This window comes from Microbulbifer halophilus (assembly GCF_026183675.1).
GTDB lineage: Bacteria > Pseudomonadota > Gammaproteobacteria > Pseudomonadales > Cellvibrionaceae > Microbulbifer > Microbulbifer halophilus.
Genome location: NZ_JAPIVK010000014.1, coordinates 47,252 through 72,061, shown reverse-complemented (window position 1 = coordinate 72,061; position 24,810 = coordinate 47,252). Strand labels below are relative to the sequence as shown.

Here is a 24,810-nt window from a genome sequence, read left to right as displayed (position 1 = left end):
CTCTGCGGCTCGGCTCTCTGCCTTATGTGGTGCCTTAGTGATCCATCGTCAGATGATCTTCCAGCAGCTGGGTTTCGCGCTCCGCTTTGCGGGTGATGTAGGTGCTGGCAAACACACCGGACAGTGCCGCAACCATACCCGCCATTGTCGGGATGGTCGCCATGGATACACCACTGGCCATTTGCTTGGCATCACCACCGCCGGTTATCGCGAGAACCTCGAACACGTTGATCATGCCCCAGACAGTGCCCAGCAGCCCGAACAGGGGTGCGAGGGAGACACAGGCCTGGATCATGTCCATGTTGTCATCGATGTTTCCGGATACCCGCGAGATCAGCGCTTCGCGGATGCGGTGGGCATTCCAGGATTTGCGCTCACTGCGCTCCTCCCACTGCTCCACCGCGCCCTGAACGTCGCCCTTCAACCCCTTGTGGAAGTAGAAGACACGTTCGAAGATCAGCGTCCACATAAAGAAGGTCAGGCCGGCGATCAGAAACAGTACTGGCCCGCCCGACGCCATAAAGGCGTTGACGGCGGCCCATGCGTCATACAATGCGTGCATGTTGCCGCCTCCTCTTATTTACGCTCGGCGTTTTCCGCCACAATACCGGCACTCTGCTCTTCCAGAATGTGCAGGATACGCTTGGCGCGACCGTTGACGACGGTGTGCATCAGCACGGTCGGGATGGCCACGATCAGACCCAGCACGGTGGTTACCAGTGCGGAGGAGATACCACCGGCCATGGCTTTCGGGTCGCCGGCGCCGAAGATGGTGATCGCCTGGAAGGTGATGATCATACCGGTCACGGTACCCAGCAGACCCAGCAGCGGAGCCACCATGGAGATGATCTTCAGCAGGTTGAGGCCGGACTCAATGGCCGGGCGCTCTTTCAGCACCGCCTCTTCCATTTTCAGCTCCAGCGTCTCGCCGTCGACACCCTTGTTCTCTTCGGCCACAGACAGCACGCGGCCCAGCGGGTTGTTGGTGTTCGGCGTGGAAGAGCGCAACTGGCTGCTTACCTTGGCGGACACACCGGACAGCACGATCAGGCGGAAGATGGCCAGCAGCATGGCGAAAACACCCACTGCAGAGATGATGTAACCCACGATATCACCCTGGTGCCAGCGCTCGACAATGCTCGGGCTGTTGATCATGGCCTTCAGGTAGGAACCGCCGGTGGGGCCGGTCGGGTCAACACCGAAAGCGGTGAAGCCGGATGTGGCGCTCTGCAGATCCGCGGCCATGGACAGGTACTCGCCGCTCGGCTGACGAACCAGCTCGGCCAGTTTGTTGCCGTCGGTCATTTCCAGGTACTTGCCGTCGGAAACCAGGTTGAAGTTGCCCACGCGGACGACTTCCTGCTCGGCCTGTTCACCGTTGGGCTTGCTGACAGTGGCGTTGAACTTCACGATCTTGCCGGACTCGACAACTTCACGCTGCAGCTCGAACCACAGGCGCTCGATCTCGTCGATGGTCGGCAGTTTGGTCTGGGAGTTCATCTTGTCGATCAGCTGGTCGAGGAACTCGGTGCGGCCCGGGTACTGGGCAGAGACCAGGGAGCCGTCCATGTTGGCGCGCAGGTCGCCGGCGGTGGAGGTCATGTGACCGAACAGCTCGCTCAGGGAGCCCATACGCTCGTCCAGCTGCTTGCGCTTCTGCTGAACCATCACTTCCTGCTCCTGGTACTTGGTTTCCAGGCGCTCGGAGCGGGCTTCTTCAGAGGCGCGAGTATTCTCGGCCTTGGTCAGCAGGGCCTGTTGGTTGGCCTTCTGACGGCGGAACTCAGCTTCGCGCTGCTTGTGCTCTTTGGATTCGGCAATCTTGGACTGGCGAACCATGTTCAGCAGTTCGTCCAGGGAGGATGCTTGTTCCTGTGCCGCGGCGGAGGCGCTGATCAGGCCGGCCGCTGCTACTGCGATGACGCGTTTGGCGAGAGAGGTTTTCATTGCGCTGCCTCCGGAGCCGGGATCGGCATGGTCATGATGTCGGTAGTGGCCTGCTGCTTGGCAATTTTCAGGCCCTGCATGATGGCGCGACGGTAGTCGCCGTCATCGATCTCAACCCAGGCTTTCTGATCTTTGTCGTAGGCCAGGGAGATCTCGGAGTCCTTGGTCTGGGCGACCAGGGCGATACGGCCGATCTGCAGCACGTTGACTTCTCGCTCCTGACCGTTCACGTTCAGGGTGTCACCGTAGCTGTCGATCTTGCGCGCGTACTCTGCTTCGAAGTTATACAGTTCCAGCACCTGGCGGAATTTCTCCGCGACGGTGATATCGGAACGGTCCATAGCACTCTTCACGCCTTCGAGGTTCGCCAGGCGCGTATCCAGTTTGAATGGGGCGTCCAGCTTGATGAACTGCTCCAGGCCGTCCAGCATTTCCAGAATCAGCGGCTGAATCTGGCGCTCGATGACGGTGACGTTCTCGATGGACTGATCCAGGTCTTCAATCACAGCCAGCTGGTTGGCCAGCTGCTTTTCCAGCTGCTTGTTGTAGACGCGCAGGCCGTCGATCTCTTTGTTGACCACCTTGAAATCCTGCAGCAGGCTGCCAGTTTCATCGGCGATCTTGTCGATGCGCTTTTGGGATGCCTGGGCCGCAGTGGTCTTCTGCTGACCGACGGCGAGGACATTGTCGATTGTATCCGCAGTGGCTACGCTGCCGTAGAGTGCGCCGGCAGACAGCGCAGTGGTCAGCGCCACAGCCATGAATCGCTTGGTTTTCATTAGACCCCCCAGTGGGTTCAATATTTCACAACATGGTCGCGATGAGTTAGCTGCCACAACGCGGTGTATTTTTGGTGTGAAGACAGCTAAGAGCCGCACATTGTAAACAGCCGATTTGATTATTCAAATGCCGATTGACAGTATCGGCCCGCCTGTGTAGCAGGGTAACAACCGGGTAACAAATCCCCGGGCCATGCACACAATTGCGGCGGCAATTCGCTGTGTGACAGATTGGACTCTACCAAACTGGTTATTTATTAATCAAGGTGTTTTTATTTCAACCTGTCGTACCGAACTAAGCAGTAGTTGTGTTCATCCCTGTCGGATGCCGCAAAGCATTCCCGACTGAATTCCCCCCACCGGTCACCGATTTCCGGAAAAAAGGCATCCCCCTCTACCTCGGCGTCCACCTCGGTGACATACAGACGCTCCGCCAACGGCAGGGCCTGGCGGTATATCTGCGCCCCGCCGATCACCATTACTTCCTCCGCACCGGATTCAGCTGCGGACTGGCGGGCCAACTGCAGCGCCTGTTCGAGAGAGGACGCACAGATTGCGCCATCGGCGCACCAGTCCGGATTGCGGCTGATCACGATATTGTCGCGACCGGGCAACGGGCGACCGATGGATTCGAAGGTCTTGCGCCCCATGACAACAGGTTTCCCCAGCGTGGTGCGTTTAAAGAACTTCAGGTCGCCGGAAATGCGCCAGGGCAGGCCGTTTTCCTTCCCGATGGCGCGGTTGCGTGACATGGCGGTGATCAGGGCGATGGGTATTTCTTTCATTCTGTATTGACACCTCGGGTAGGGCTGGATGGGGTGGCGCTTCCCGGGACTGTCTGCGAGAGGGGCCGAAGGCGCCGTGAATACCTGGAGCGGCTGGGACACCTCGCAGACAAGCCTACAGGGATGTATTTACGGCGGGGGCGCCTAGCCGTGTCCCGGGAAGCACCACCCCATCCAGCCCGGGACGTGCCACTATACCGCCACCGGCGCCGGGATATGCGGGTGCGGATCGTAGTCAGCCAGCTTAAAGTGCCCATATTCAAAATCGAACAAATCCTTAACGTAAGGATTGATTTCCATCCGCGGCAAGGGGCGCGGCTCGCGCTGTAGCTGCTCCTCTACTTGCTCCATATGGTTGGAATACAGATGGGCATCGCCGAAGGTGTGGACAAACTCCCCCGGCTGCAGGCCGCATACCTGCGCCATCATCAGCGTCAGCAGGCTGTAGGAAGCGATATTGAAGGGCACGCCGAGAAAGATGTCGGCGCTGCGCTGGTACAGCTGGCAGGACAACCTGCCGTCCGCCACATAGAACTGGAACAGTGCGTGGCAGGGCGCCAGTGCCATGCGCCCGGCGGCCGCGTTGTCCGACGGCGAAACGCCCTCGTCCGGCAGGTCGGCCGGATTCCAGGCACTGACGAGCAGGCGGCGGGAATCCGGGCGGCTCTCCAACTGCTGCAACAGTTGCGAGATCTGGTCGATATGGCGGCCGTCCGGCGTCGGCCAGGAGCGCCACTGGTAGCCGTACACCGGGCCCAGGTCGCCGTTTTCGTCGACCCACTGGTCCCAGATGCGCACACCGTTTTCCTTCAGGTAGGCGATATTGGTATCGCCTTTCAGGAACCACAGCAGTTCGTGGATGATCGAGCGCAGGTGGCACTTCTTGGTGGTGATCAGCGGGAACCCCTCGTTCAGGTCGAAGCGCATCTGGTAGCCGAACACACTCAGGGTGCCGGTACCGGTGCGGTCGCTTTTGCGGGTGCCGTTGTCGCGCACGTGGCGCATCAGATCGAGGTACTGCTTCATCTATTGGGCTCCACTCCTGGTCTGTCCACCCCGCTGCTTTTCACTCCGCTGCGGGGGCAGCGGCTGTGTGCGGTAGCTCCACACCAGAATGACGATACCGGCGGCGATCATCGGCAGGCTCAGCAACTGGCCGCGGGTCATCCAGCCGAACAGGTCGAAGCCGATATGGCTGTCGGGCTCGCGCACGAACTCCATCGCAAAGCGGAAGATACCGTACAGCAGCACGAACAGGCCGCCCACCGCCAGTCGCGGGCGCGGTTTGCGGGAGAACCACCAGAGCACTGCGAACAGCACCAGCCCCTCGAAAAACGCCTGGTAGAGCTGCGACGGGTGGCGCACCAGATGCTCGGGATCCCGCGGGAATACCATGCCCCAGGGCAGATCCGTCTCGCGGCCCCAGAGTTCCTGGCCGATAAAGTTGCCGAGCCGGCCCAGCCCCAGGCCGATGGGCACCAGCGGCGCGACGAAGTCGATCAGTGCCGGGAAAGTGGTGCCGATCTTGCGCGCGTAGATGGCGGCCGCCACCATCACACCGATAAAGCCACCGTGGAAACTCATGCCACCTTCCCAGACCCGGAACAGGGACAGCGGATCCGCCAGTAATTCGGGGAAGTTGTAAAAGAACACATACCCCAGGCGCCCCCCCACGACCACGCCGATGGCGCAGTAGAGAATCAGGTCCTCCACTTCGGACTTGATCACCGGCGACCAGGCCTTGCGCGAGCGGCGCAGCGCCAACCACCAGGCGGCGATAAACCCGGCCAGGTACATCAGCCCGTACCAGTGCACTTTCAGCGGACCGATGGCCACGGCTACCGGATCGATCTGGGGATAGGAAATCATGGGGAAATCACGGTTGTTGGAAAGACCGTATTATGGGGGGAAATCCTCTGCCAGTTCAAAGAGAGCTGGTGACCAATGGTGAAGTGGTCCGGCGGCACCGGGCCCTGCTACGCTCACCGCCACAGACCACCACCGGCCACTTGCCCATGTGCCTACTGTTATTCGCCTACCGCTGTCACCCCGACTACCCGCTGCTACTGGCCGCCAACCGGGACGAATTCTACCGGCGGCCGACCGCGCCGGCGGGACCCTGGGAGGGCGGCGGCATGGTTGCCGGGCGGGACCTGAGGGCCGGTGGCACCTGGGCCGGGATTGCCCGCGGCCGCGTGGCGGCGGTGACCAATATTCGTGAAGCACATCCCTGTGCTTCATCCCTGCGGGACAGCCTTCGGCTGCGCAAATCGGGGTCCCGCCCGATTTGTCGCGAGCCACAGGTACCGACGCCAAAAGACCCGCTGTCCCGCGGCGATATCCCGCGCGACTTCCTGCAGGGCAGTGCGCCCCCCGCCTCTTTCGCTGCCGGCCTGATGGATCGGCGCTATCGCGGCTTCAACGCCCTGCTGTTCCAACTGGGCGCCGACGGCGAACTGGTCTGCGCCGGCAACCGCCACGGGCCCTTCACCTTTAGCGCCGGCGTACACGGCATCTCCAACGGCGCGCCGGATGCCCCCTGGCCGAAGGTGGAGAAGGGCAAAACCGGGCTGTCGCAGCTGCTGCGCGGGCTCGACGGCGACCCCGACGAAGGCAATTTCGTCGAGCCGGCCCTGGCCCTGCTGCAGGATCGCGCCCCCGCGGCGCCGGAGGACCTGCCCCACACCGGCGTGCCCCCAGAGCTGGAGCGGGCGCTGTCACCGATATTCGTGCAGATAGAGCGGGGCGACGACTTCCCCGACGCCTACGGCACTCGCGCCAGCACCCTGATCGCCGTGCACCACAGCGGGCGCACGCAGCTCTGGGAACAGGGCTACGAGGACGGTGAGCCACAGGGAGCACTGCGGCATTTCGAGCTGGATTGACCTGCCGGCGATCTACTTTGAGAAAAACCGACCTCGGGGCTCCGCTGTTCCCTCTCCCCCGGCCCCTCTCCCGACGGGAGAGGGGAGCTACGCTGGAAACGCCAGGGGCCAGACGACCCGTCGAGCCTCCTTTAGGCCCCATACCAGTTCCCTCTCCCCGGGGAGAGGGTTAGGGAGAGGGGCGACCGGAATCGCCCCACAGCAGCAGTTCAACTTCCGGGGCACCGCCGCCCCCTCTCCCCCAGCCCCTCTCCCGACGGGAGAGGGGAGCTATGCAGGAAACGCCAGGGGCCGGACAGCCCATCGAGCCCTCATCTAAGCTCCTAGCGTCAAATGAACCCAACGCCAAGCAAACCCCGAATTTGTTGCCATACTTAAGTTCACAGACCGGGTTTGGTTGAGTTTCGCGCAACATTGCCTGCGCAGCCCCTATTCCGGTCTCTAAAGGAAGGTCGCGCAGGACGCATGACACAGGCGAACAGTCGGTGTATATCGACGAAAATAGGACCGATTCGCCGCAGGTTGGGAAGGTATGAACGATCTGGCGTCCGGCTTATGGCCATTCACAGGCACAACCGGGCCCCGCAGCATCGCTGAGGTACCATGTCGTATTTCAACCCAGAGCGTCGCAAACGCAAATCGCTGCTGCCGCTGCTGATACTCGGCAGTCTGTGCATTTTTGCCCTCTACTACGCCTTTACCGCCAACCAGGAAACGGTGCCGGTGCTGCCGGAAAACGCCGTGCGCCCACACCTGGTCTACTGGCTGGAGGAGAATCCCGACGCCTGGCCGGCCCAGGATCCGATCTTCAACCCGGCCGCGGTGCGGCGTATCTACCAGCGTACCGACTACCGCCTGCTGTGGTTCGACAACTACAGCCTCAGCGATACCGCCAACGACCTGCTCAAACAGCTCACCGCCTCCAGCTCCGGCAACCCCAGCAGCATGGTGGACTACCGCTACCACCTGGGTTATTTCGATCGCACCCTGCGCGACACGCCACAGCAACTGCAGATGGCGGCGGTGCTGGACGTGCTGCTGACCGACGCCTTTGTCTCCTACGCCCAGGACACCCAGCTGGACGAACTGAATCCCAAAAATCGGCCACGGCGGGATGTCACCCCAGTCTACAACGGCGAAGGGGGCTTCCAGTTGGCGGCCTTCACCTCCCGCCGCCAGAGCGATACCGGCCGCAGCGGTCGCAAATACTTTCGCGGCTACAACCGCGGGACCACGGCCGCCACCAGCCGCTACTATGTCCGCCAGCGCAGCGCCGACAAAATCGACCGCACGCGCCACTACTCCAATCGATACCAGCGCCGCGACAGCAACCGCAGCGACGGCGACTCGCGCTTCTCCGACGGTGGCCTGCCGCCGCGCAACGGTCGGCGAAGCGACGACAACCGGAACGGCCTGCCCCGGGTCGGCCGCGCCTCGGAGCACAGCGAGGGCCCCTACTATGTGGAAAACACCCCCTACGGCGGTGATGCCAACACCCTGCGGAACGAACTGGCGCGCATGCGCGATATCGCCGCCAAGGGCCGCTGGCGCCCGATGCCTCCGGGACCGGCGATGACCATCGGTGCCAAACACCCGCACGTCGCCCTGCTGCGCCAGATGCTGACCCTCTACGGCGACTACCGCGACCACTACGGCTACGGGCGCGGGCGGGGCGAAAACGACAAGTTCGACCGGCGCCTGCACGAGGCGGTACTGCGCTTCCAGAAACGCCACGGCCTGAAAGAGGACGGCATCGTCGGCCGGGAGACCCGCAAACGGCTGAACCTGTCGCCCACGGCGCGGGCACAGATCATCGAAACCAATATCCGCCGCCGCGAATCCCTGCCGGCGGACCTCGGCGACCGCTTCCTGCAGGTAAACGTGCCCGCCTACCGGCTGCAGTATGTGGAGAACCAGCGAGTCAAACTGTCGATGAAGGTGGTGGTGGGCAAGAAGAAGTTCGCCACTCCGGAGATTACCACCCGCGTCAGCCGCGTGGTCTTCAATCCCACCTGGACGGTGCCGCGCAGCATCCTGGTCAACGAACTGCTGCCCAAGGCCCGCGCCAACCCCAGTGGCATGGAGAAGATGGGCTACCGGGTGGTCAGCGGCAGTGGCGAACACCTGCCGCTGACGCCGAAGAACCTGTCGGCCGCCGGCGCCGGCTCCTACCTGATGCGACAGATGGGCGGAGAGGACAATATCCTCGGCCGGGTGAAAGTCGAGATTCCCAACACGGACGCCATCTATTTGCACGACACCCGGGCGCGCAACCTCTTCTCGCTCAGCGACCGGGACCACAGCCACGGCTGTATCCGCCTGGAAAAGCCGCGCCACCTGGCCGAGGCACTGCTGCGCCCACAGGGCAACTGGGACCAGTGGCGCATCGACCAGCTCACCGTCGGCGACGAGACCACAGAAGTGAGGATGAAGAAAAATGTAAAGGTCTATATCACCTACTGGACCGCCTGGGTCGACGGCCGGGGCCAACTCAACTTCCGCGACGATATCTACGGCAAGGATGGCCTGGAAGCCAATCAGTGGTGAGATAAAAAATGCGGACAAATCTGCCGGAAGCAGATTTGTCCGCATTGATGAGTCGCATCCCTGCGACTCACCCGCTACGCGGGCGGCCTTCGGCCGTCCAAATTTGTTCCAGACAAATTTGTCCCCATTCCCCGATATTCCCTAAAGGTATTTCGACCCGACCACCCCGCAGGTTACCAATGTGAGCAAGGAGAACCGTCCAGCTCACAGGGGTATACCATGAGCCACCCGCTCGACACTTCCCGCTACTGCAGCGCCCTGGCGCTTATCCTGACCCTATCCCTGGCGAGCGAAACGCCGCTCGCCGACAGCGACATCACAGAGCGGACGGCACTGCCCGCCGCAGACGCGCAGGCGGCCGATCCCTATACACCCTACGGCCGGCAGTACGCACTGATGCGCGAGGAACTGGCGCGCTACCGCGCCCTCGCCGAGGGCGACCGCTGGCAACCGCTCGGCGACGGCCAGACCCTGGCACCGGGCATGCGCGACCCGCGCGTGGTGCAACTGCGCAGCCTGCTGATGATGTACGGAGACTATCAACTGAACGACAGAGCCGCCGACAGCGGCGCCGCGGACGAATACGACAAGGCGCTGCAACAGGCGGTACGCCGCTTCCAGCGCCGCCACGGCCTGAAAGAGGACGCGCTGGTGGACGATCGCACCCGGGCGCGCCTGAATATCGACCCGGCGGAACGGGCGCGCACCCTGGGCGCCAACCTGCGGCGCTGGGAGGCGATGCCCAAGGATCTGGGGCCGCGCTACATCGTGGTCAACATCCCCGATTTCAGCCTGCGGCTGGTGGACCGCGGGCGGGACCAGTTCCGTATGCGCGTGGTGGTGGGCAAGACCAAACACATGACGCCACAACTGACCACGCGCATGACCCGCGTGATCCTCAACCCCACCTGGCGCGTGCCGCGCAATATAGCGCTGCGCGAGCTGCTGCCCAAAGGCAGCGCCAGGCTCTCCGCCAAAGGCTACCAGTTGGTCAATCACCGCGGCCACTCGGTGCCCTTTACCCGCGGCAACATCGCCGGCATCCGCCGCGGCAAGGTGATGCTGCAGCAGAAGGGCGGGCCGGGCAACGCCCTGGGCCGGGTCAAGTTCGTAATCCCCAACAAGCAGGCCATTTTCCTGCACGACACCAACAGCAAGCATCTGTTCAAGCGCAGCCAGCGCGCTTTCAGCCACGGCTGTATCCGCCTGGAAAAGCCACTGGAGTTCGCCCGCATGATGTTGCGGGAACAGAACAGCTGGGGTGAGGAGCAGATAGAGCGCACTCTCAACAGCCCCCGCACCCAGGGAATCGAGCTGGAGAACCCGATCCCTGTCTACATCGCCTACTGGACCGCCTGGGTCGACGAGGAGGGACTGCTGCAGTTCCGTCCGGACATCTACGACCGCGACACGCCGCAGAACTCCCGCGCCGGCACGGACGACGACCACAGCAACCAACCGGGGTGATCCATGGCAAGCCGACACGCGACTCGCCGGCCCCTGCTGGCGGCGCTGATCTGTCTGGCCCTGATCCCCGCCGTCTGCGCGGGGCGGGCGCCGGCGGCGGAACCGGTGCCGGCGGTGGATCCGGCCACTGCCGGCGCCGACCTGCGCGCCGCCGCCGAGCGCTACCGTCAACTGGCGGACGACTGGCAGCCGCCGACCGCCGGAGGGGCACTCAAAGCCGGCGACCGCGGCCAGCGGGTGGTCCAACTGCGCCGGCTCCTGCACCTGCTGGGGGACTACCGCGGCCTGCCGGGCCCGGTCGGAGGCAAGGTCCAGAACCCGCAACTCTTCGACAGCGGCCTGCAGCGGGCAGTGGAAAATTACCAGCGCCGCCACGGCCTGGAACCGAGCGGCATCGCCGGGCCCCGCACCCTGGCGGAGCTCGCGGTGGCGCCGGCGGAGCGGGCGCGCCGGCTGGAACTCAACGCCGATCGCTGGGACAAGCTGAAAATGCCCGAGAGCGGTCGCTATATCCTGGTCAATGTACCCGACTACCGGCTGCAACTGGTCGACAGTGGGCTGGTGGCCCTGGACATGAAAACGGTGGTGGGCAAAACCAGCAGCCACACACCCTCGATGCGCAGCCGCATCACCAACATCGTTTTCAACCCGACCTGGACGGTGCCGCGCAGCATCCTGCTGACCGAGCTGCTGCCGAAAGCGCGCAACAACCCGCAGGCCATGCACAACCGCGGCTACCGGGTGGTGAACTACGGCAGCGGCGACACCACCCGCATTTCCCCCGAAGGTATCTCCCGCGCCGCCCACGGCAACGCCACCCTGCGCCAGGTCAGCGGCCCCGGCAATACCCTCGGGCGGCTCAAGTTCGTCATACCGAACAAGCAATCCATATTCCTGCACGACACCCAGGCACAGAGCCTGTTCGGCTTCCGCCAGCGCGCCTTCAGCCACGGCTGTATCCGCCTGGAGCAGCCGGAGGAGCTGGCTTACGCACTGTTGGGCCAGCAGGGCTGGGACAGGACCCGCGTGGCCCGGGCTACCGTCGGCGACGAGAGCGTCAACATACGGGTAGAGGAACCGCCGCGGCTGTTTATTGCCTATCTCACTGCCTGGGTGGACCCGCGCGGCAGGGCCCAGTTCCGCCCCGATATCTACCACCGCGACCGGGCGGACCAGCCGCCCGAGTAGACCCGCTCCGCCCCATCAATCGACAAAATTCCCGGACCGGCCCGAAACCGGCCGCGATTTTTGAGCCACCCTGCCTCCGCGGGACCCAAATGGGACGGCCGGTCGCAAAAAAATTATTTTTCTGTTTTGGTCGATAGTTGACAACGCTGTCTCATGACCTTCCCGCCACCTGCCGTCATTTCAACCGGAATCGACAGTTCGCGTAGTCTCGGGCGCAATAAAATACCAGCTCTTCGCTTCGATCGATTGTTCATTACCCCTTTGCTGTTTGTAACAACCGGTTATTTTTTGTACATTTCTTTCAACCCCGAATGGCACCAAAAGCCACAAGGGGCATGACGAGAAATACACGAGAGGCGGAAAAGGGTTATGAAAAATCCATCCAGACGCCGGTTCCTGGCAGTAACCTGTGCAACAGCGGCAGCGGTCAGTGCCGGTCCGACATTGGCGAGAGCGGGTACCTCACGTACCCTGAAGATGCGCAACCTGCACACCGGGGAACGGCTGAATGCCGCCTTCTGGTCCAACGGTGACTACAGCAGCAGCGGCCTGAAACGATTCAACCGTCTGCTGCGCGACCACCGCGCCAACGAGACGACGCGCATGGACCCGGAACTGTTCGACCTGATCCACAAGCTGAAGGAGAAACTGAACTTCAACGGCGAGATCGAGATCATCTCCGGCTACCGTTCGGCCAAGACCAACGCCATGCTGCGCTCGCGCTCCGGCGGCGTCGCCAAGCGCAGCTACCATACCCGCGGTATGGCCATCGACCTGCGCATGCCCGGTGTGCCGCTGAGCAAAGTGCGCCGCGCGGCCCTGGACCTGAAAGTGGGCGGTGTGGGTTACTATCCGAAGAGTAACTTCGTGCACGTCGACACGGGTCCGGTGCGCCGCTGGTAAGCCGGACATCGCCCCGCGGCGATGCGTAGCAACGAAAGAACCCCGGCCCAGGGCCGGGGTTCTTTCGTTTGGGGACTGGGGTAGGGTGCGCCGTGCGCACCGACCGATCAATTCCCTCCGGGCAGCGACACCGGTGTCACTTCCTCCTCGGTCGCCGGCACCCGGGTCGTGCCCGCCATCAGTCCGGCGATCTGCTCCAGCAGCTCCCGCGCCCGGGACAGCTGGTCCAGTGCCGCCAGCTCCATCGGGTCTTCCATCTTCATCAACAGTTCCTCCAGCTCGGCGAAGCTCTGCGCCAGCGCGCCGACCTGGTGTCGGTCCAGCAGCAGCTCGGCGAGGCCGGTGCCCTCCGCCGGCAGCCAGCTGGCCTGCAGGGTGCGCAGTATGGCCAGTAGCGCCTGCTTGGAATCCGCGGCGCGGCCGCTCTCCACGTCGCTCTCGGAACTCTCCGGCAGACGCCGCAGCAATTCCTCGTCCACCACCCGCGTATGGGTGGCTCGCACCTGTTGCAGGCGCTCGACGGGGGCCAGGGCCAGGAAATGCCGCGACAGGTCGTTGGCGGAATAGGGCCAGCGCTGCGCCAGGTCATTCGCATCCTCGTTCATCGCCTCGCCGATCAGGCCGGTCAGCTGGCGCCGGCGGTTGACTGCCAGCGCCTCAGGCTTCTCGCCCTCATCCACGGCGACAAACTCCTCCGCCGTGCGCTCGCCGGTGGGGCCCCAGAGCATGACTTCCATCGCGTGGAAACCGGTACTCGCCTCCTCGTTGGCAGTCAGGCGGTGCTGGTGGCGCAGGTTGGTCAGGGTCAGCTCAATGGCGGTGTCGTTGACGATACCGCTGTCGGAATAGCCCGGCACCGTATCCAGGTAACCCGGCTGTGCCGGCCAGCTGTCCAGTGCCAGCACCAGCTTGCGGCCCTGCTCGCGGATTTCCGCCGGCGCGAAGCCCAACTGGATATAGGGCAGCGCCGCGGCGAATTCGCGGTGTGCATCCAGCCAGGCCAGCTTGGCCGCCTCCAGATGATCGTCACTGGGCCGCTCCAGCAACGTTGCCACCGCGCGGTTGAGCCCCTCCACTGCCGCGCGGACGTCCGCCAACTGCGCCTCGCCCGTCTGCCAGACACTGCGCGACAGCGCCTCGGCCGCCTCTTCGTCGATCACCTCCGGCGCCGGCTGCGGCTTCTCGGCGGCCGGCTGTTCAGTCTTTTTCGCCTCGCAGGCACCGAAAGTCAGCAGCATCGCCACCAGCGCCATTCGCCACAGCCGCGGTCCCCCGCGCCACTTAGAGTTTCCGTTCACAGAATTCCCCATTTCAAAACTGTCGATTCAACTCGAGCTTCAGCGTTCGATGCGCCGCGACGCACCCCGTTCCGGCTCCCCCAACTGAACCCCGAAACCTGAGGGTTAAAACACACCCGCTGGCCGCTACCTCATTCCTCCCCACGCAGGCTGATTACCGGCCAGCCGCGGTTCTCGGCCTCGGTCCGCAGGCGCGGATCCGGGTCCACCGCCACCGGGTGCTCCACTTCCCGCAGCAGCGGCAGGTCGTTGATGGAGTCGCTGTAGAACCACTTCTCCGAGGCGGCGTAGGCCGGGTTGTGCGCCAGCCACTGATGCAGCCGCAGTACCTTGCCGCCCTGGTAACAGGGCTCTCCCGCCACGCGACCGGTAAAACGGCCCTCCACTTCCTCCGGCTCCGTGGCCAGCAGCGTGTCCACTCCCAGGCGGGCGGCGATCGGCTCCACCACGAAGCGGTTGGTGGCGGTAATGATCATGATATGGTGGCCATCGCGCCGGTGCCCGGCGATCAGCTCTTCCGCCTGCGGCAGCCAGATCTCGCTGATCACTTCCTCCATGAAGGCCCGCTGCAGGTTGCCGAGCTGCCCCTGCGAGAGCTGCGCCAGCGGCTCCAGGGCAAATTCCAGGTAGGCAAAGATATCCAGCTCGCCGCGCTGGTAATCCCGGTAGAAGCGGTCGTTGGCGGAGCGATAGCGCTCACCGTCTACATGCTCGCGTTCCACCAGGAACTCGCCCCAGGCGTGATCGCTGTCGCCACCGATCAGGGTATTGTCCAGATCAAATATCGCCAACTGCACCGCCATCTCCCTCAATAGTCAACTATAGTCCCACGGGGGGATTTCGCCGCCAGCGACACAACCCGGGGGCGGAGATTTTAACCCGTAGAGACCGCCGGCACAGTGCGCGTGTCACCGAATTGCCGTAATAACCCCGCTGTGGAACAATGCCGGACAAGTATGCGCGGTTGACAGCCTGTCGAACTCAGCCCGTCAGGCGGCCGCACACAGACGAATCGAGGACGGTATTTTGGGCGACGGCAAGCCGGCTCAGTCCGGGCGCAAACACCGCCGCAGGTCCGCCAGGCAGTCCAGCCGCAGCGACACCCCGGGCAAGAGGCCGGAGCGCAGCGGCGACAGCAACAGCAGTAACATCGACGACGAGGGCTTTCGCCCCAACGTCGGCATCATTGTTCTGAACGCCCGCGGCGAGGCGCTGTGGGCGCGGCGGATAGGCGGCAAGGACGCCTGGCAATTTCCCCAGGGCGGAATCAATCCGGGCGAGGCGCCGGAGCAGGCGCTGTATCGCGAGCTCTACGAGGAGGTGGGGCTGACCCGCGACCAGGTCAGCCTGATCGCCAGCACCCGCGGCTGGCTGCGCTACCGGCTGCCCCGGCGGCTGATCCGCAAGCGCTCGGCGCCCCTGTGTATCGGCCAGAAGCAGAAATGGTATCTGCTCAAGCTGGAGGCGCCCGAGGACAGCATCAGTTTCAACAACGGCTACAAGCCCGAGTTCGATCAGTGGCGCTGGGTCAGCTACTGGCATCCGCTGAGCAAGGTGGTGACCTTCAAACGCGAGGTATACCGCCGCGCCCTCACCGAACTGGCGCCACAGCAGATACAATTGGAGAAGCGCTGGCTGCGCGGACAGGAATAGCCGCCGGCGGGGTTTCATATAGACTCACGCTTCGGGAATGCCGTTGGGGAGCCGGGGCGGGGTACACTTTTCTGGGACACGCCGTAAATACATCCCTGTAGGCTTGTCTGCGAGGTCCCTCTCGCAGACAGTCCCAGAAAGGTGTACCCCGCCCCGGCTTGTGCCATCGGTAGACATCTCCCCCGAAACAGAGCTTGAATCCGTAACTTTTAGGTGGATTCAAGTTGAATCTAAAGGGAAGGACAGACCTTTGCTCGGATCTCTGCGCAGTATCGTTCAGGAAGTCAACGCGGCCAGGGACCTGCCCGCGGTACTGGATATCATCGTGCGCCGCGTGCGCGAGGTGATGCACACCCGGGTCTGCTCCGTTTACCTGCGCGACAAGCAGTCCGATTCCTATGTGCTGATGGCCACCCGCGGCCTGAACCAGGACTCGGTGGGCAAGGTGCATATGGTGCCGGGCGAGGGCCTGGTGGGCAATGTGGTCACCCGAGAGGAGCCCATCAACCTGGAGCGCGCCGAGTCCCACCCCGCTTACCAGTACTTCCCCGCCACCGGCGAGGAGCGTTTCAGCGCCTTTCTCGGCACCCCCATCATTCACCACCGCAATGTGCTCGGCGTGCTGGTGGTACAGCAGGCGGAACAGCGCCGCTTCGACGAGGGCGAGGAAGCCTTCCTGGTCACCCTGTCGGCGCAGCTGGCCGGCGTGATCGCCCACGCCGAAGCCACCGGCGCCCTGGCCACCATCGGGCGGCAGCGCCGTGAGACCCGGTTCGGCGGTATCGCCGCCTCACCGGGTGTCGCCATCGGTCGCGCCCATGTGGTTTCGCCCCAGGCCAACCTGGCCACCGTACCCTACTCCTGCTGTATGGACGTGGAGGCCGAGCTGGAACTCTTCCAGCAGGCACTGGGCAATGCCCGCAAGGAGATTCGCGAGGTCGGCGAGCGCCTGAAGAACGACCTGAACCGCGAAGAGCGGGCGCTGTTCGACGCCTATATCAGCATGCTCGACGACAGCTCCCTGGCGGTGGAGGTCTGCGACCGTATCCGCCAGCAGCTCAGCGCCTCCCGCGCCTGGGCCGAGGTGATGCTGGAGCACGTGCGCCGCTTCGAGGCCATGTCCGACGCCTACTTCCGCGATCGCGCCGCCGATGTGCGCGACCTGGGCGCGCGGGTATTGATGCACTTGCGCCAACAACAGCAGGCCCAGCGGGACTATCCGCAAAATACGATTCTGATCGGCGAGGAACTGACCGCGGCGATGCTCGCCGAAGTGCCGCGCGAGCGTCTGATGGGCCTGATCTCGGTGAAGGGCTCCGCCAACAGCCACGTGGCCATCATCGCCCGCGCCATGGGGCTGCCGGCAGTGATGGGGGCGCAGGACCTGCCCTACGAGCAGATCGACGGTGCCGAGCTGGTGGTGGACGGCTATCGCGGCGAGCTGCATGTGCATCCGGGCGCCGAACTCAGGCGCCGCTACGACGCCATCGTCGAGGAAGAGCGCGAACTGGCGCGCAACCTGGACCACTTGGCCGGCCTGCCCGGCGAGACCGCCGACGGCCACCGGGTGCGCCTGTGGGTCAACACCGGCCTGATGGCGGACGTGGTGCGCTCCCTGGAGCGGGGCGCCGAGGGCGTGGGCCTCTACCGCACCGAGGTGCCCTTCCTGCTGCGCGACCGTTTCCCGTCCGAGGAGGAGCAGCGCGAGATCTACCGCGAACAGCTGGAGGCCTTCGCGCCGCGCCCGGTGACCATGCGCACCCTGGATGTGGGCGGCGACAAGGCGCTGGCCTACTTTCCCATTGAGGAGACCAACCCCTTCCTCGGCTGGCGCGGTATCCGCGTGACCCTGGACCACCCGGAGATTTTCCTGGGCCAGGTGCGGGCCATGATGAAAGCCAGCCAGGGGCTCGACAACCTGCGCATCATGCTGCCGATGATCAGCGGCGTGGGCGAAGTGGAAGCGGCGCGCAAGCTGGTAGAGCGGGCCCACCGGGAACTGCGAGACGAGGGCTATCGGATCGACATGCCGCCGCTCGGCATCATGATCGAGGTCCCGTCGGCGGTCTACCAGGCCAGCGACCTGGCGCAGCAGGTGGACTTCATATCCGTGGGCTCCAACGACCTGACCCAGTACCTGCTGGCGGTAGACCGCAACAACAGCCGCGTGGCCAGTATCTACCACGCCCTGCACCCGGCGGTGCTGCGCGCCCTGCTGCAGGTGGTCAACGCCGGCCACACCGCCCGCACCAAGGTGGGTATCTGCGGCGAACTGGCCGGTGACCCCGGTGGCGCCCTGCTGCTGGTCGCCATGGGCTACGACGTACTGTCGATGAACGCCACCAACCTGCCCCGGGTCAAGGCGGCCCTGCGGGCGGTGAAAAAGTCCGATGCCGATCAGTTATTGAAACAGGTGCTGGACCTGCAGTATCCGGAGCAGATAGAGCAGGTATTGCAGGACTTTCTGCAGGGGTTGGGGTTGAAGGCGCTATTGCAGCCGGAAGGGGAGAGTCAAAACCCAAATAGCAAAAATTACATGTCAAATGTAAAAAAACAAAGCTCGAAATAAAAAAAGCCGCCGGGCAGATGCCCGGCGGCTTTTTCCATTGATATTTGATTTTGAACGCTGACTACTCTTCCGCTTCTTCCCGATAGGCATCCGCATCGAGCATTTTATCCAGCTCACCGGTATCGCTCGGCTTGACGCGGAACATCCAGCCCTCGTCGTAGGGGGATTCGTTGACACTCTCGGGAGCGTCTTCCAGGGACTCGTTCACGGCGATCACTTCGCCGGAAACCGGTGCGTAGATATCGCTGGCGGCTTTCACGGATTCGACCACACCGGCCTCGTCACCGGCGGCCAGCTCAGTGCCCACTTCCGGGGTCTCCACGAACACCACATCACCCAATGCGTCCTGGGCGTGGTCACTGATGCCGATGGTGACGGTGCCGTCCTCTTCCAGCCGCGCCCACTCGTGGCTGGGCATGTATTTCAGTTCGCTGCGGATTTCGCTCATGCTGTGATCCCTCTATTAAGCAGATTTCTTCAGATTCTTTTTTCGGAGCCTGTTTGGCTTCCTGTACGGGGCTCGCAGGGTCGGGTGGGGGACCGCTTTCCGGGACTGTCTGCGAGAGGGACCTCGCAGACAAGCCTACAGGGACGTATTCACGGCGTGTCCCGGAAAGCGGTCCCCCATCCGACCCCGCCACCGGGGGCCTAACTCTGACAGATTCGAAACAGGCCCTCAGACAACCGACTTGCCATTGCGCACAAAACAGGGTTTAACCACCTTCACCGGTACCAGCTTCTTGCGCATCTCCACCCGGGCGGTGTCGCCCACCGTCACCGGCACCCGCGCCAGCGCAATGGAATGGCCCAGGGTGGGGGAAAAAGTACCGCTGGTGATGATACCGCGCTCGTCGGCGCCGTCCACCACCACCGGCTGGTCCGCGCGCAGTACGCCGCGCTCTTCCAGCACCAGGCCCACCAGTTTCTGTTTTACGCCGGCCGCCTTTTCCTCGGCAATGGGCCCGCGGCCGATAAAGTCGCGTTCCTCCGGCTGCCAGGCGACAGTCCAGCCCATATTGGCGACCAGCGGCGAGGTGTCCTCGTCCATTTCGTGGCCGTACAGGTTGAGGCCGGCTTCCAGGCGCAGTGTGTCCCGCGCGCCCAGGCCGCAGGGCGCCACGCCGGCATCCGCCAGTGCGCGCCAGAAGCCGTCGGCGTCCTCGCCGGGCAGCATGATCTCCACACCGTCTTCCCCGGTATAGCCGGTGCGGCCGACGAACCAGTCGCCGCGGGCAACGCTCTGGAAGGGTTTCAGGTCGTCGATGGCGGCAATCCAGTCGACGCCCAACACTTCCTTCACCCTGTCCAGCGCTTCGGGGCCCTGGATGGCGACCATCGCCAGTTGCGGGCGCTCGCTCAGGGAGACCTCGAAGGATTCGGCCTGCTGCTCCATCCAGGCCAGGTCCCGGTCGCGGGTCGCGCAGTTGACCACCATGCGGTAGCCGGGATCCACCAGATAGACGATCAGGTCGTCGATCACACCGCCCTTTTCGTTGAGCATGCCGGTGTAGAGCGCCTTGCCGGGCTTGCCGTCGAGCCTGGCCACATCGTTGGCCAGCAGGTAGCGCAGGAAGTCGCGGGCGCCGTCGCCGTCGATATCGACCACGGTCATATGGGAGACATCGAACATGCCGGCGGCGGTGCGCACCTTGTTGTGCTCTTCCATTTGCGATCCGTAGTGCAGCGGCATATCCCATCCGCCGAAATCCACCATTTTGCCGCCCATGGCGACATGTGCGTCATACAGAGGCGTTCTGTTTCCCATATTTTGTTCTCGAAGTCAGTGCACCATAAAGCCGCATATTCTAACGGCGCCGCCATCGCCGTTACCAGAAGGCCCCCGCCTAATACAGCTATGATCTGCAAGCCTAGCAGGCTCCGGGACTTAAACCTGCGATCGAGCGCCGGCGCCGCCAAAGATTCGGTTTCCTGCGGAGGAGGGAGTGGGGACGGCCCTGGGATGGACAGGGGCGAGCTGCCCGCCGGAACGGAACGGCGATGGGCGGGCCTCGTCCCGCCCATCGCGTTTTCTGGCGGGCGTCCTTCAGGGATTGGTGCCGGCTGCGTAAACTCTGGTGCGCACGGCGCACCCTACCGCTTTGCCGACACCACTCAGTGGACGGGCGCCATCGTCTCGATGAGGTCGGTAAAGCTGGGCGCCTGTTCAATATCGATCCGCGCCTGCAGGCGCTCACCCACCTCGTCAGCACTGAGCAGTCCGCGCACATGGTGGTTGTCCTGATCCACTATCAGGCAGACCCGCTGCCGCTCGCGGCGCATGGCCCCGAGCACATCGCGGATACGGCTGTTGGCCACCTGCTGGTAGCTCAACATTTTCAATTCACTGCGCGGGCGCATCAGGTCACCCGCGGTCAGCTCATGTCGCGGCAGGCCCGCTGCCACCAGTTGCACAATCCGCTGGCGGCTGACGTCGTCCGGGGTCAGCAGGCCGGTAAACGTGCCCTCTCTGTCCAGCACCAACACCGCGCTCAGGTGACCGGCGCGCATTACCTTGGCCGCATTCAGGGCGGTGACAGAAGTGGTCAATACCGAGGGATGGTGATGCTTGAAATCCGAAATGAAACTGAGTGCCGGGGAGTCCAGGGTCAGGTCGTGGAATTCTTCCGGAAATACCAGCCGGTCCAGGTCCTGCAGTTGCAGAAAGTCGAAGTTTTTCATGGCGATAACTCTCTCTGGCTCGCGCCGTGTGGCGTCGAGCGGTTGGCCGCGCATAACGCGGCAAACGGGTTCAATAACAGTGAAAAGCGGAGTTACGCCAGAAAGGGAGGGCCGCGGATTATATTGGCAATGCAGCGGTCGGCCGGTAACGCACGGCGCGGTGCCTGCGTCTCGACGGGGGTGGTCAGCGGGGAGTCGGAATCAGTGGTCGCACTGCGCTGCAGTTCGGTGTCGACATCGCCGTCCTGCGGCAGGGGATCGCCGTCGCCACCGGAGGCTTCCAGCGCGCCGGATGCAGTTTTCTCTGCGCGATATCGGGCTCGGCCTGCGCTGTTGCACACAACAGCACCGACTGCAGAACCAGAAAAAGCAACCCGATACGCACGATAAAAACCTACCAATCTGCATCCATCGGAGATGGGAGTACCCAAAAACAGCGGGCCATTGAATACCTTGCCGCTGCCGGGCCTCTACGAGCGAAAAATCGTTTGCCAGCCTCAACCGACAGGGGATTTCTACTCTACGTCATAGACTGGACTATGGGGCCAGGGTTCACTCTGATCAAGTTTTATTCGTTTACCGGAACGATAAATCCGGTCAATGTCCGGCTTCATCTTTGCCGGGCGGCTCTTCGGTATTGCCAGTATCGCCACCCTCGAATTCCCCGTCGTCTTCCTCCCGCTGGGCCTCGTCATCCACCTTCAGGCCGTAGCGCTTCGAGCGCCAGCGCCACAGTCGTTTGGCCAGTTGCTGGCGGTCCGGCGTCTTGTCCGCCTCGTCGACGATTTCCTCGCCCAGCAGGGTTTCCAGCAGGTCTTCCAGCGTGACCAGCCCTTCCAGGCTGCCGTACTCGTCCAGCACCGCGCTGATCTGCATGCGCCGCGCGAGCATTTTCTGGAAAGCCTGGTAGATGGTGGCGGTCTCCGGCAGCATCAGCATATCGCGGCGGAATTTCGACAGTTTGTCTTCGCCCCCGCCCTTCGCCTGCGCCAGCAGCAATTCCTGCTTGAGTACAAAGCCCACCACGCAGTCGGGGTCGCGCCGCTCATAGATGGGGATGCGAGAAAAACGGCTCTTTTCCACATCCTCGCAGACATCTTCCAGGGTGTCGTCCTGGGGCAGGGAGTAGACCACGGTGCGCGGTGTCATTACCTCGCGCACCGATTGATCGCGCAGGGTAAAAAACAGGTTGCGCAGGATATTCGACTCCCGCTCTTCCAATTGCCCCTCGGCGCGGCCGAGTTCCGCCATCACCGCAAATTCCTCACGGCTGAAACCGGTCAGCGTGGGGCCGTGGGCGAGACCGCGAGTGAGCCACTCGGACATTTTCACGAAGGGGTAGAGTATCCACACCAGGAAACGCACCGTGTAGCCGGTTACCGGAGCCAGTTGGCGCCAATAGACCGCGCCGAGGGTCTTGGGAATGATCTCGGAAAGAATCAGGATCAGCAGCGTCAGGACCGCGGAGATCACTCCCACGTACTGGCTGCCGAAGACCTCGGCGGCCTGGGCACCGGCACCGGCGGCGCCGGCGGTGTGGGCAACGGTATTGAGGGTCAGGATGGCCGCCAGCGGCGCGTTGATGTCTTCCTTGAGTTTGCGCAGCACCGCGCCGGCGCGATTGCCCTCGCGCTCCAGCAGGCTGGTGTAGGGTTTGGTCACGCTCAGTATCACCGACTCGGCAATCGAGCACAGGAAGGAAAAGCCCAGCGCAATCAGTACATAGACAATCAACAGGAACATAAGAAGATCAGGCGGCCGCGGGATTATCGGAAAATTGTCTGGCGCCGCTGGTGAAGCAGTACAACAGCGTCAACAAGATACCACACAAAAATCCGCCGATATGCGCGGCATTGGCGATACCGGTGCCGAAAATATACGTGAAAAGGCCAGTGGCACAAAACAGCAACCACCCCACCGCTACGGCGACAATGCCGCTGGGTACATCGCGCCAGTTCCGCCGCCAGCGCTGCAGTACCAACACGGCCCCCACCAGCGCGTACACCACACCGGACATACCACCGAAATATGTTTCCGGCGACCAGTAATACTGCGCCAGGTTGGAGGCGACGGCGCTGGTCAATACCAGCAGCGCAAACGCCAGGGTGCCGGCGCGCGCTTCCAGCGAGCGGCCGAGAATCCAGACGCCCAGGGCATTGAACAGCGCGTGTGGCAGGGAGAAATGCACGATCGCCGGCGTCCACAGGCGCCAGTACTCGCCCTGGGCCCAGTGCCGGGCCAGGGTGGAACCCTCGAGAGCGAAATCGCCGCCGCGATCGGGGACAATCAACAGCGCCCGAGCCAAGGGCTCCGGCAACAGCCAGCCGATAAAACACAGCGCGATCAACACCAGGCAGAGCGGCGTTTTATGCAGGGGCCAGTCCGGTAGCGGCGAGGCGGGGGCGGGCTGTGTCGATGCGTTTTCCGGCAGGTCCGTGTTCGCTGAAGAGCCGGCTTCCGTTTCCTCCGGGGTATTCCTTTCGCCCTCGCGCTGTTCCTCCACGGCGTCATCAGTGGCTACGGGTGCGGGCTCCTCCACCGCTTCCACACGGATATCGCCCAGGCGGATCTCGCCGGCGAGCCAACGCTCCAGCACCGGCTGCAACAGGCCCGGCAGGCGCGGATCGGCCGCGGACAATACCTGGCTGTTGTTTTCCTCACTGATGCGCAGGGGCAGGCGATTGCGCCGGATAAACTGCGCCAGTTCGGAGAGGTCCTTGTCGATGGGGAATTGGTAGACGGTGGTCCAGTGGCTCAATTGTCGGGGCCTGTCTCAATAAGTGGCAAAGCCATGGCGGGCCTGCGGCCCGCGTGCCGAGCCGGGGCTCGGCGCTCCCGGCTTACACCGCCATGGCGCGCAGGATGATGCGTTTTTTCAGCAACGGGCTGGCGTCTACCATACTCAATCCGGTGTTGCGCAGCCAGCGCCAGTGCAGGTCGCCGGCGCCGAACAGGGATTTGAAGGTACTCATGGCCTTGAGGGTGGCGGCGTTGTCGCCGCGGCGGCGGCGCTGGTAGCGCGCCAGTACCGAGGGGTCCGCCGGCTCCAGGCCGCGTTTCAGGGCGCGGGCGATTTCCTCGCTCAGCACCGACACATCCTGCAGCCCCAGGTTGACCCCCTGGCCGGCCAGCGGGTGGATGCTGTGGGCGGCGTCGCCGATCAGCACCGCGCCGGGGCCGTAGTAGGATTCCGCATGGCGCGCGCGCAGCGGGAAGGAGAAGCGCTCGCCAACCTCCTCGACATTGCCGAGGCGACTCTCGAACGCCTTTTCCAGGTTGAGGGCGAAGGCGTTGTCATCGAGCATCACCAGTTCCCGCGCCAGCTCCCGGTCCGCGGACCAGACCACCGCGCAGTGATTTTCGTCACCCAGCCCGGCCAGCGGCAGGAACGCCAGCGGCCCGGTTTTCAGGAAGCGCTGCCAGGCGGTGTGTTGGTGGGACTTTTCGCAGCGGGCCACGCACACCAGCGCCGTCTGGTTGTAGACGGTTTCCCGCGCGCGAATGCGCAGCAGGTCGCGCACCCGCGAGCGGGCGCCGTCGGCGCCGATCAGCAGGCGCGTACGCAGTATCTCGCCGTTTTCCTCCAGCCCCTCGATCACATTGACGCGGTCGCTGCGCGGCTGCAGGTGCCAGAGGCCGCAATCGCGCCACCAGCTCTCGAGGCGGAAGCCGTCCACCAGCTCCACGTTGGGCAGGGCCTCGAGGCGCCGGCGCAGCGCCGCCACCACCACGCTGTTCTCGGCGATGTGGCCGAGATTGGGCAGCCGCACATCGCGGCTGTTGAAGCGTACCGAGCCGGTGCCCTCGGCGTCCCAGACGCGCATTTCGGTATAGGGGCAGGCGCGCTCGCCGCCGAAGGATTCCCAGGCGCCCACTTCCTCGAGCAACTCGTGGGAGGACTGGGTGAGCGCCACCACGCGCGGATCGTAGTGGTCGGCGGGCACCGGCGGCTGTTCACTGGCCGCCTCCAGCAGCGCGATCTGCAACTGCGGGTGGCGCACCGCCAGCAAGGCGGCCTGGGCCAGGCCCACCATGCCGCCGCCGACGATGGCGATATCCATACGCTGTCTGTTCATAGTCTGCCCCTGCTGGAGGTGACCCGGCCGAGCG

22 protein-coding genes are annotated in these 24,810 nt (G+C 63.7%); 7 read left to right on the top strand and 15 right to left on the bottom strand.

Features of this window, described 5'->3' with window-relative positions; genetic code table 11:
- Nucleotides 1–34: 34 nt before the first annotated feature.
- The 6 genes from OQE62_RS09310 to lgt all read right to left on the bottom strand — a co-directional run bounded on the left by OQE62_RS09310 (nt 35) and on the right by lgt (nt 5,380).
- Entirely contained in the window at nt 35–562 is a 528-nt protein-coding gene (locus tag OQE62_RS09310) for a MotA/TolQ/ExbB proton channel family protein (protein WP_265721750.1), read from the bottom strand.
- 14 nt (nt 563–576) lie between these two features.
- Nucleotides 577–1,947 (bottom strand): MotA/TolQ/ExbB proton channel family protein, encoded by a 1,371-nt coding sequence (locus OQE62_RS09305; RefSeq protein WP_265721749.1) that lies wholly within the window; start codon nt 1,945–1,947, stop codon nt 577–579.
- Complete coding sequence (locus OQE62_RS09300; protein WP_265721748.1) at nt 1,944–2,726, bottom strand: DUF3450 domain-containing protein; 783 nt, start codon at nt 2,724–2,726, stop codon at nt 1,944–1,946. Before OQE62_RS09300 ends, OQE62_RS09305 begins: the two co-directional genes overlap by 4 nt.
- Before the next feature lie 272 nt (nt 2,727–2,998).
- Nucleotides 2,999–3,511 carry a dihydrofolate reductase gene (locus OQE62_RS09295; protein ID WP_265721747.1) on the bottom strand — a complete coding sequence of 171 codons (513 nt, stop codon included), beginning with the start codon at nt 3,509–3,511 and terminating at the stop codon, nt 2,999–3,001.
- A 192-nt stretch (nt 3,512–3,703) separates the two neighbouring features.
- Nucleotides 3,704–4,537 (bottom strand): thymidylate synthase, encoded by an 834-nt coding sequence (locus OQE62_RS09290; RefSeq protein ID WP_265721746.1) that lies wholly within the window; start codon nt 4,535–4,537, stop codon nt 3,704–3,706.
- A complete protein-coding gene (lgt, locus tag OQE62_RS09285; RefSeq protein WP_265721745.1) occupies nt 4,538–5,380 on the bottom strand; it encodes a prolipoprotein diacylglyceryl transferase in 843 nt (280 codons plus the stop codon).
- A 68-nt stretch (nt 5,381–5,448) separates the two neighbouring features.
- Between lgt and OQE62_RS09280 the strand changes: the two genes are divergently transcribed.
- From OQE62_RS09280 to OQE62_RS09260, 5 genes are all read left to right on the top strand, one after another.
- Nucleotides 5,449–6,396 carry an NRDE family protein gene (locus tag OQE62_RS09280; protein ID WP_265721744.1) on the top strand — a complete coding sequence of 316 codons (948 nt, stop codon included), beginning with the start codon at nt 5,449–5,451 and terminating at the stop codon, nt 6,394–6,396.
- A gap of 603 nt (nt 6,397–6,999) precedes the next feature.
- On the top strand, nt 7,000–8,943 hold the full coding sequence (locus OQE62_RS09275) for a L,D-transpeptidase family protein (protein ID WP_265721743.1): 1,944 nt from the start codon (nt 7,000–7,002) through the stop codon (nt 8,941–8,943).
- A gap of 219 nt (nt 8,944–9,162) precedes the next feature.
- Nucleotides 9,163–10,410: a L,D-transpeptidase family protein gene (locus OQE62_RS09270; RefSeq protein WP_265721742.1), complete on the top strand. Its 1,248-nt coding sequence runs from the start codon at nt 9,163–9,165 to the stop codon at nt 10,408–10,410.
- A 3-nt stretch (nt 10,411–10,413) separates the two neighbouring features.
- On the top strand, nt 10,414–11,598 hold the full coding sequence (locus OQE62_RS09265; protein WP_265721741.1) for a L,D-transpeptidase family protein: 1,185 nt from the start codon (nt 10,414–10,416) through the stop codon (nt 11,596–11,598).
- Nucleotides 11,599–11,967: 369 nt separating this feature from the next.
- The gene (locus tag OQE62_RS09260; RefSeq protein WP_265721740.1) at nt 11,968–12,501 is read left to right on the top strand and encodes a DUF882 domain-containing protein; all 534 of its coding nucleotides are present in this window, start codon (nt 11,968–11,970) and stop codon (nt 12,499–12,501) included.
- A 107-nt stretch (nt 12,502–12,608) separates the two neighbouring features.
- On the opposite strand, the gene OQE62_RS09255 is transcribed toward OQE62_RS09260, so the two are convergent.
- Nucleotides 12,609–13,799 carry an imelysin family protein gene (locus OQE62_RS09255; RefSeq protein WP_265721739.1) on the bottom strand — a complete coding sequence of 397 codons (1,191 nt, stop codon included), beginning with the start codon at nt 13,797–13,799 and terminating at the stop codon, nt 12,609–12,611.
- Nucleotides 13,800–13,930: 131 nt separating this feature from the next.
- A complete protein-coding gene (locus tag OQE62_RS09250; RefSeq protein ID WP_265721738.1) occupies nt 13,931–14,596 on the bottom strand; it encodes a histidinol-phosphatase in 666 nt (221 codons plus the stop codon).
- 352 nt (nt 14,597–14,948) lie between these two features.
- Here OQE62_RS09250 and OQE62_RS09245 point away from each other — a divergent pair, with 352 nt between their 5' ends.
- The gene (locus OQE62_RS09245) at nt 14,949–15,452 is read left to right on the top strand and encodes an RNA pyrophosphohydrolase (protein ID WP_265721797.1); all 504 of its coding nucleotides are present in this window, start codon (nt 14,949–14,951) and stop codon (nt 15,450–15,452) included.
- Between the two features lie 250 nt (nt 15,453–15,702).
- Nucleotides 15,703–18,021, top strand: coding sequence for a phosphoenolpyruvate--protein phosphotransferase (gene ptsP / locus OQE62_RS09240; RefSeq protein WP_265721737.1), 2,319 nt, complete (start codon nt 15,703–15,705; stop codon nt 18,019–18,021).
- A gap of 61 nt (nt 18,022–18,082) precedes the next feature.
- Here the strand turns inward: ptsP and gcvH are convergent, their stop codons facing one another.
- From gcvH to OQE62_RS09205, 7 genes are all read right to left on the bottom strand, one after another.
- Entirely contained in the window at nt 18,083–18,469 is a 387-nt protein-coding gene (gene gcvH, locus OQE62_RS09235) for a glycine cleavage system protein GcvH (protein ID WP_265721736.1), read from the bottom strand.
- Nucleotides 18,470–18,697: 228 nt separating this feature from the next.
- Nucleotides 18,698–19,786, bottom strand: a complete 1,089-nt coding sequence (gene gcvT / locus OQE62_RS09230; RefSeq protein WP_265721735.1) for a glycine cleavage system aminomethyltransferase GcvT — start codon at nt 19,784–19,786, stop codon at nt 18,698–18,700.
- A gap of 347 nt (nt 19,787–20,133) precedes the next feature.
- A complete protein-coding gene (locus tag OQE62_RS09225) occupies nt 20,134–20,700 on the bottom strand; it encodes a CBS domain-containing protein (RefSeq protein ID WP_265721734.1) in 567 nt (188 codons plus the stop codon).
- A 92-nt stretch (nt 20,701–20,792) separates the two neighbouring features.
- The gene (locus OQE62_RS09220; RefSeq protein ID WP_265721733.1) at nt 20,793–21,041 is read right to left on the bottom strand and encodes a hypothetical protein; all 249 of its coding nucleotides are present in this window, start codon (nt 21,039–21,041) and stop codon (nt 20,793–20,795) included.
- A 256-nt stretch (nt 21,042–21,297) separates the two neighbouring features.
- Nucleotides 21,298–22,443, bottom strand: coding sequence for a CNNM domain-containing protein (locus OQE62_RS09215; RefSeq protein ID WP_265721732.1), 1,146 nt, complete (start codon nt 22,441–22,443; stop codon nt 21,298–21,300).
- A 7-nt stretch (nt 22,444–22,450) separates the two neighbouring features.
- Nucleotides 22,451–23,458, bottom strand: coding sequence for a rhomboid family intramembrane serine protease (locus OQE62_RS09210; RefSeq protein WP_265721731.1), 1,008 nt, complete (start codon nt 23,456–23,458; stop codon nt 22,451–22,453).
- A gap of 82 nt (nt 23,459–23,540) precedes the next feature.
- Nucleotides 23,541–24,776: a UbiH/UbiF/VisC/COQ6 family ubiquinone biosynthesis hydroxylase gene (locus tag OQE62_RS09205; RefSeq protein ID WP_265721730.1), complete on the bottom strand. Its 1,236-nt coding sequence runs from the start codon at nt 24,774–24,776 to the stop codon at nt 23,541–23,543.
- Between the last annotated feature and the right edge of the window lie 34 nt (nt 24,777–24,810).

Excerpts from the sequence above, each read along its gene's own strand:
- OQE62_RS09305 (WP_265721749.1), bottom strand. The coding sequence starts at position 1,947 with ATGAAAACCTCTCTCGCCAAACGCGTCATCGCAGTAGCAGCGGCCGGC.
- OQE62_RS09265 (WP_265721741.1), top strand. The coding sequence starts at position 10,414 with ATGGCAAGCCGACACGCGACTCGCCGGCCCCTGCTGGCGGCGCTGATC.
- OQE62_RS09295 (WP_265721747.1), bottom strand. The coding sequence starts at position 3,511 with ATGAAAGAAATACCCATCGCCCTGATCACCGCCATGTCACGCAACCGC.
- gcvT (WP_265721735.1), bottom strand. The coding sequence starts at position 19,786 with ATGGGAAACAGAACGCCTCTGTATGACGCACATGTCGCCATGGGCGGC.
- OQE62_RS09215 (WP_265721732.1), bottom strand. The coding sequence starts at position 22,443 with ATGTTCCTGTTGATTGTCTATGTACTGATTGCGCTGGGCTTTTCCTTC.
- gcvH (WP_265721736.1), bottom strand. The coding sequence starts at position 18,469 with ATGAGCGAAATCCGCAGCGAACTGAAATACATGCCCAGCCACGAGTGG.
- OQE62_RS09260 (WP_265721740.1), top strand. The coding sequence starts at position 11,968 with ATGAAAAATCCATCCAGACGCCGGTTCCTGGCAGTAACCTGTGCAACA.
- OQE62_RS09310 (WP_265721750.1), bottom strand. The coding sequence starts at position 562 with ATGCACGCATTGTATGACGCATGGGCCGCCGTCAACGCCTTTATGGCG.
- OQE62_RS09205 (WP_265721730.1), bottom strand. The coding sequence starts at position 24,776 with ATGAACAGACAGCGTATGGATATCGCCATCGTCGGCGGCGGCATGGTG.
- OQE62_RS09290 (WP_265721746.1), bottom strand. The coding sequence starts at position 4,537 with ATGAAGCAGTACCTCGATCTGATGCGCCACGTGCGCGACAACGGCACC.
- OQE62_RS09275 (WP_265721743.1), top strand. The coding sequence starts at position 7,000 with ATGTCGTATTTCAACCCAGAGCGTCGCAAACGCAAATCGCTGCTGCCG.
- OQE62_RS09300 (WP_265721748.1), bottom strand. The coding sequence starts at position 2,726 with ATGAAAACCAAGCGATTCATGGCTGTGGCGCTGACCACTGCGCTGTCT.
- OQE62_RS09225 (WP_265721734.1), bottom strand. The coding sequence starts at position 20,700 with ATGAAAAACTTCGACTTTCTGCAACTGCAGGACCTGGACCGGCTGGTA.
- lgt (WP_265721745.1), bottom strand. The coding sequence starts at position 5,380 with ATGATTTCCTATCCCCAGATCGATCCGGTAGCCGTGGCCATCGGTCCG.
- OQE62_RS09270 (WP_265721742.1), top strand. The coding sequence starts at position 9,163 with ATGAGCCACCCGCTCGACACTTCCCGCTACTGCAGCGCCCTGGCGCTT.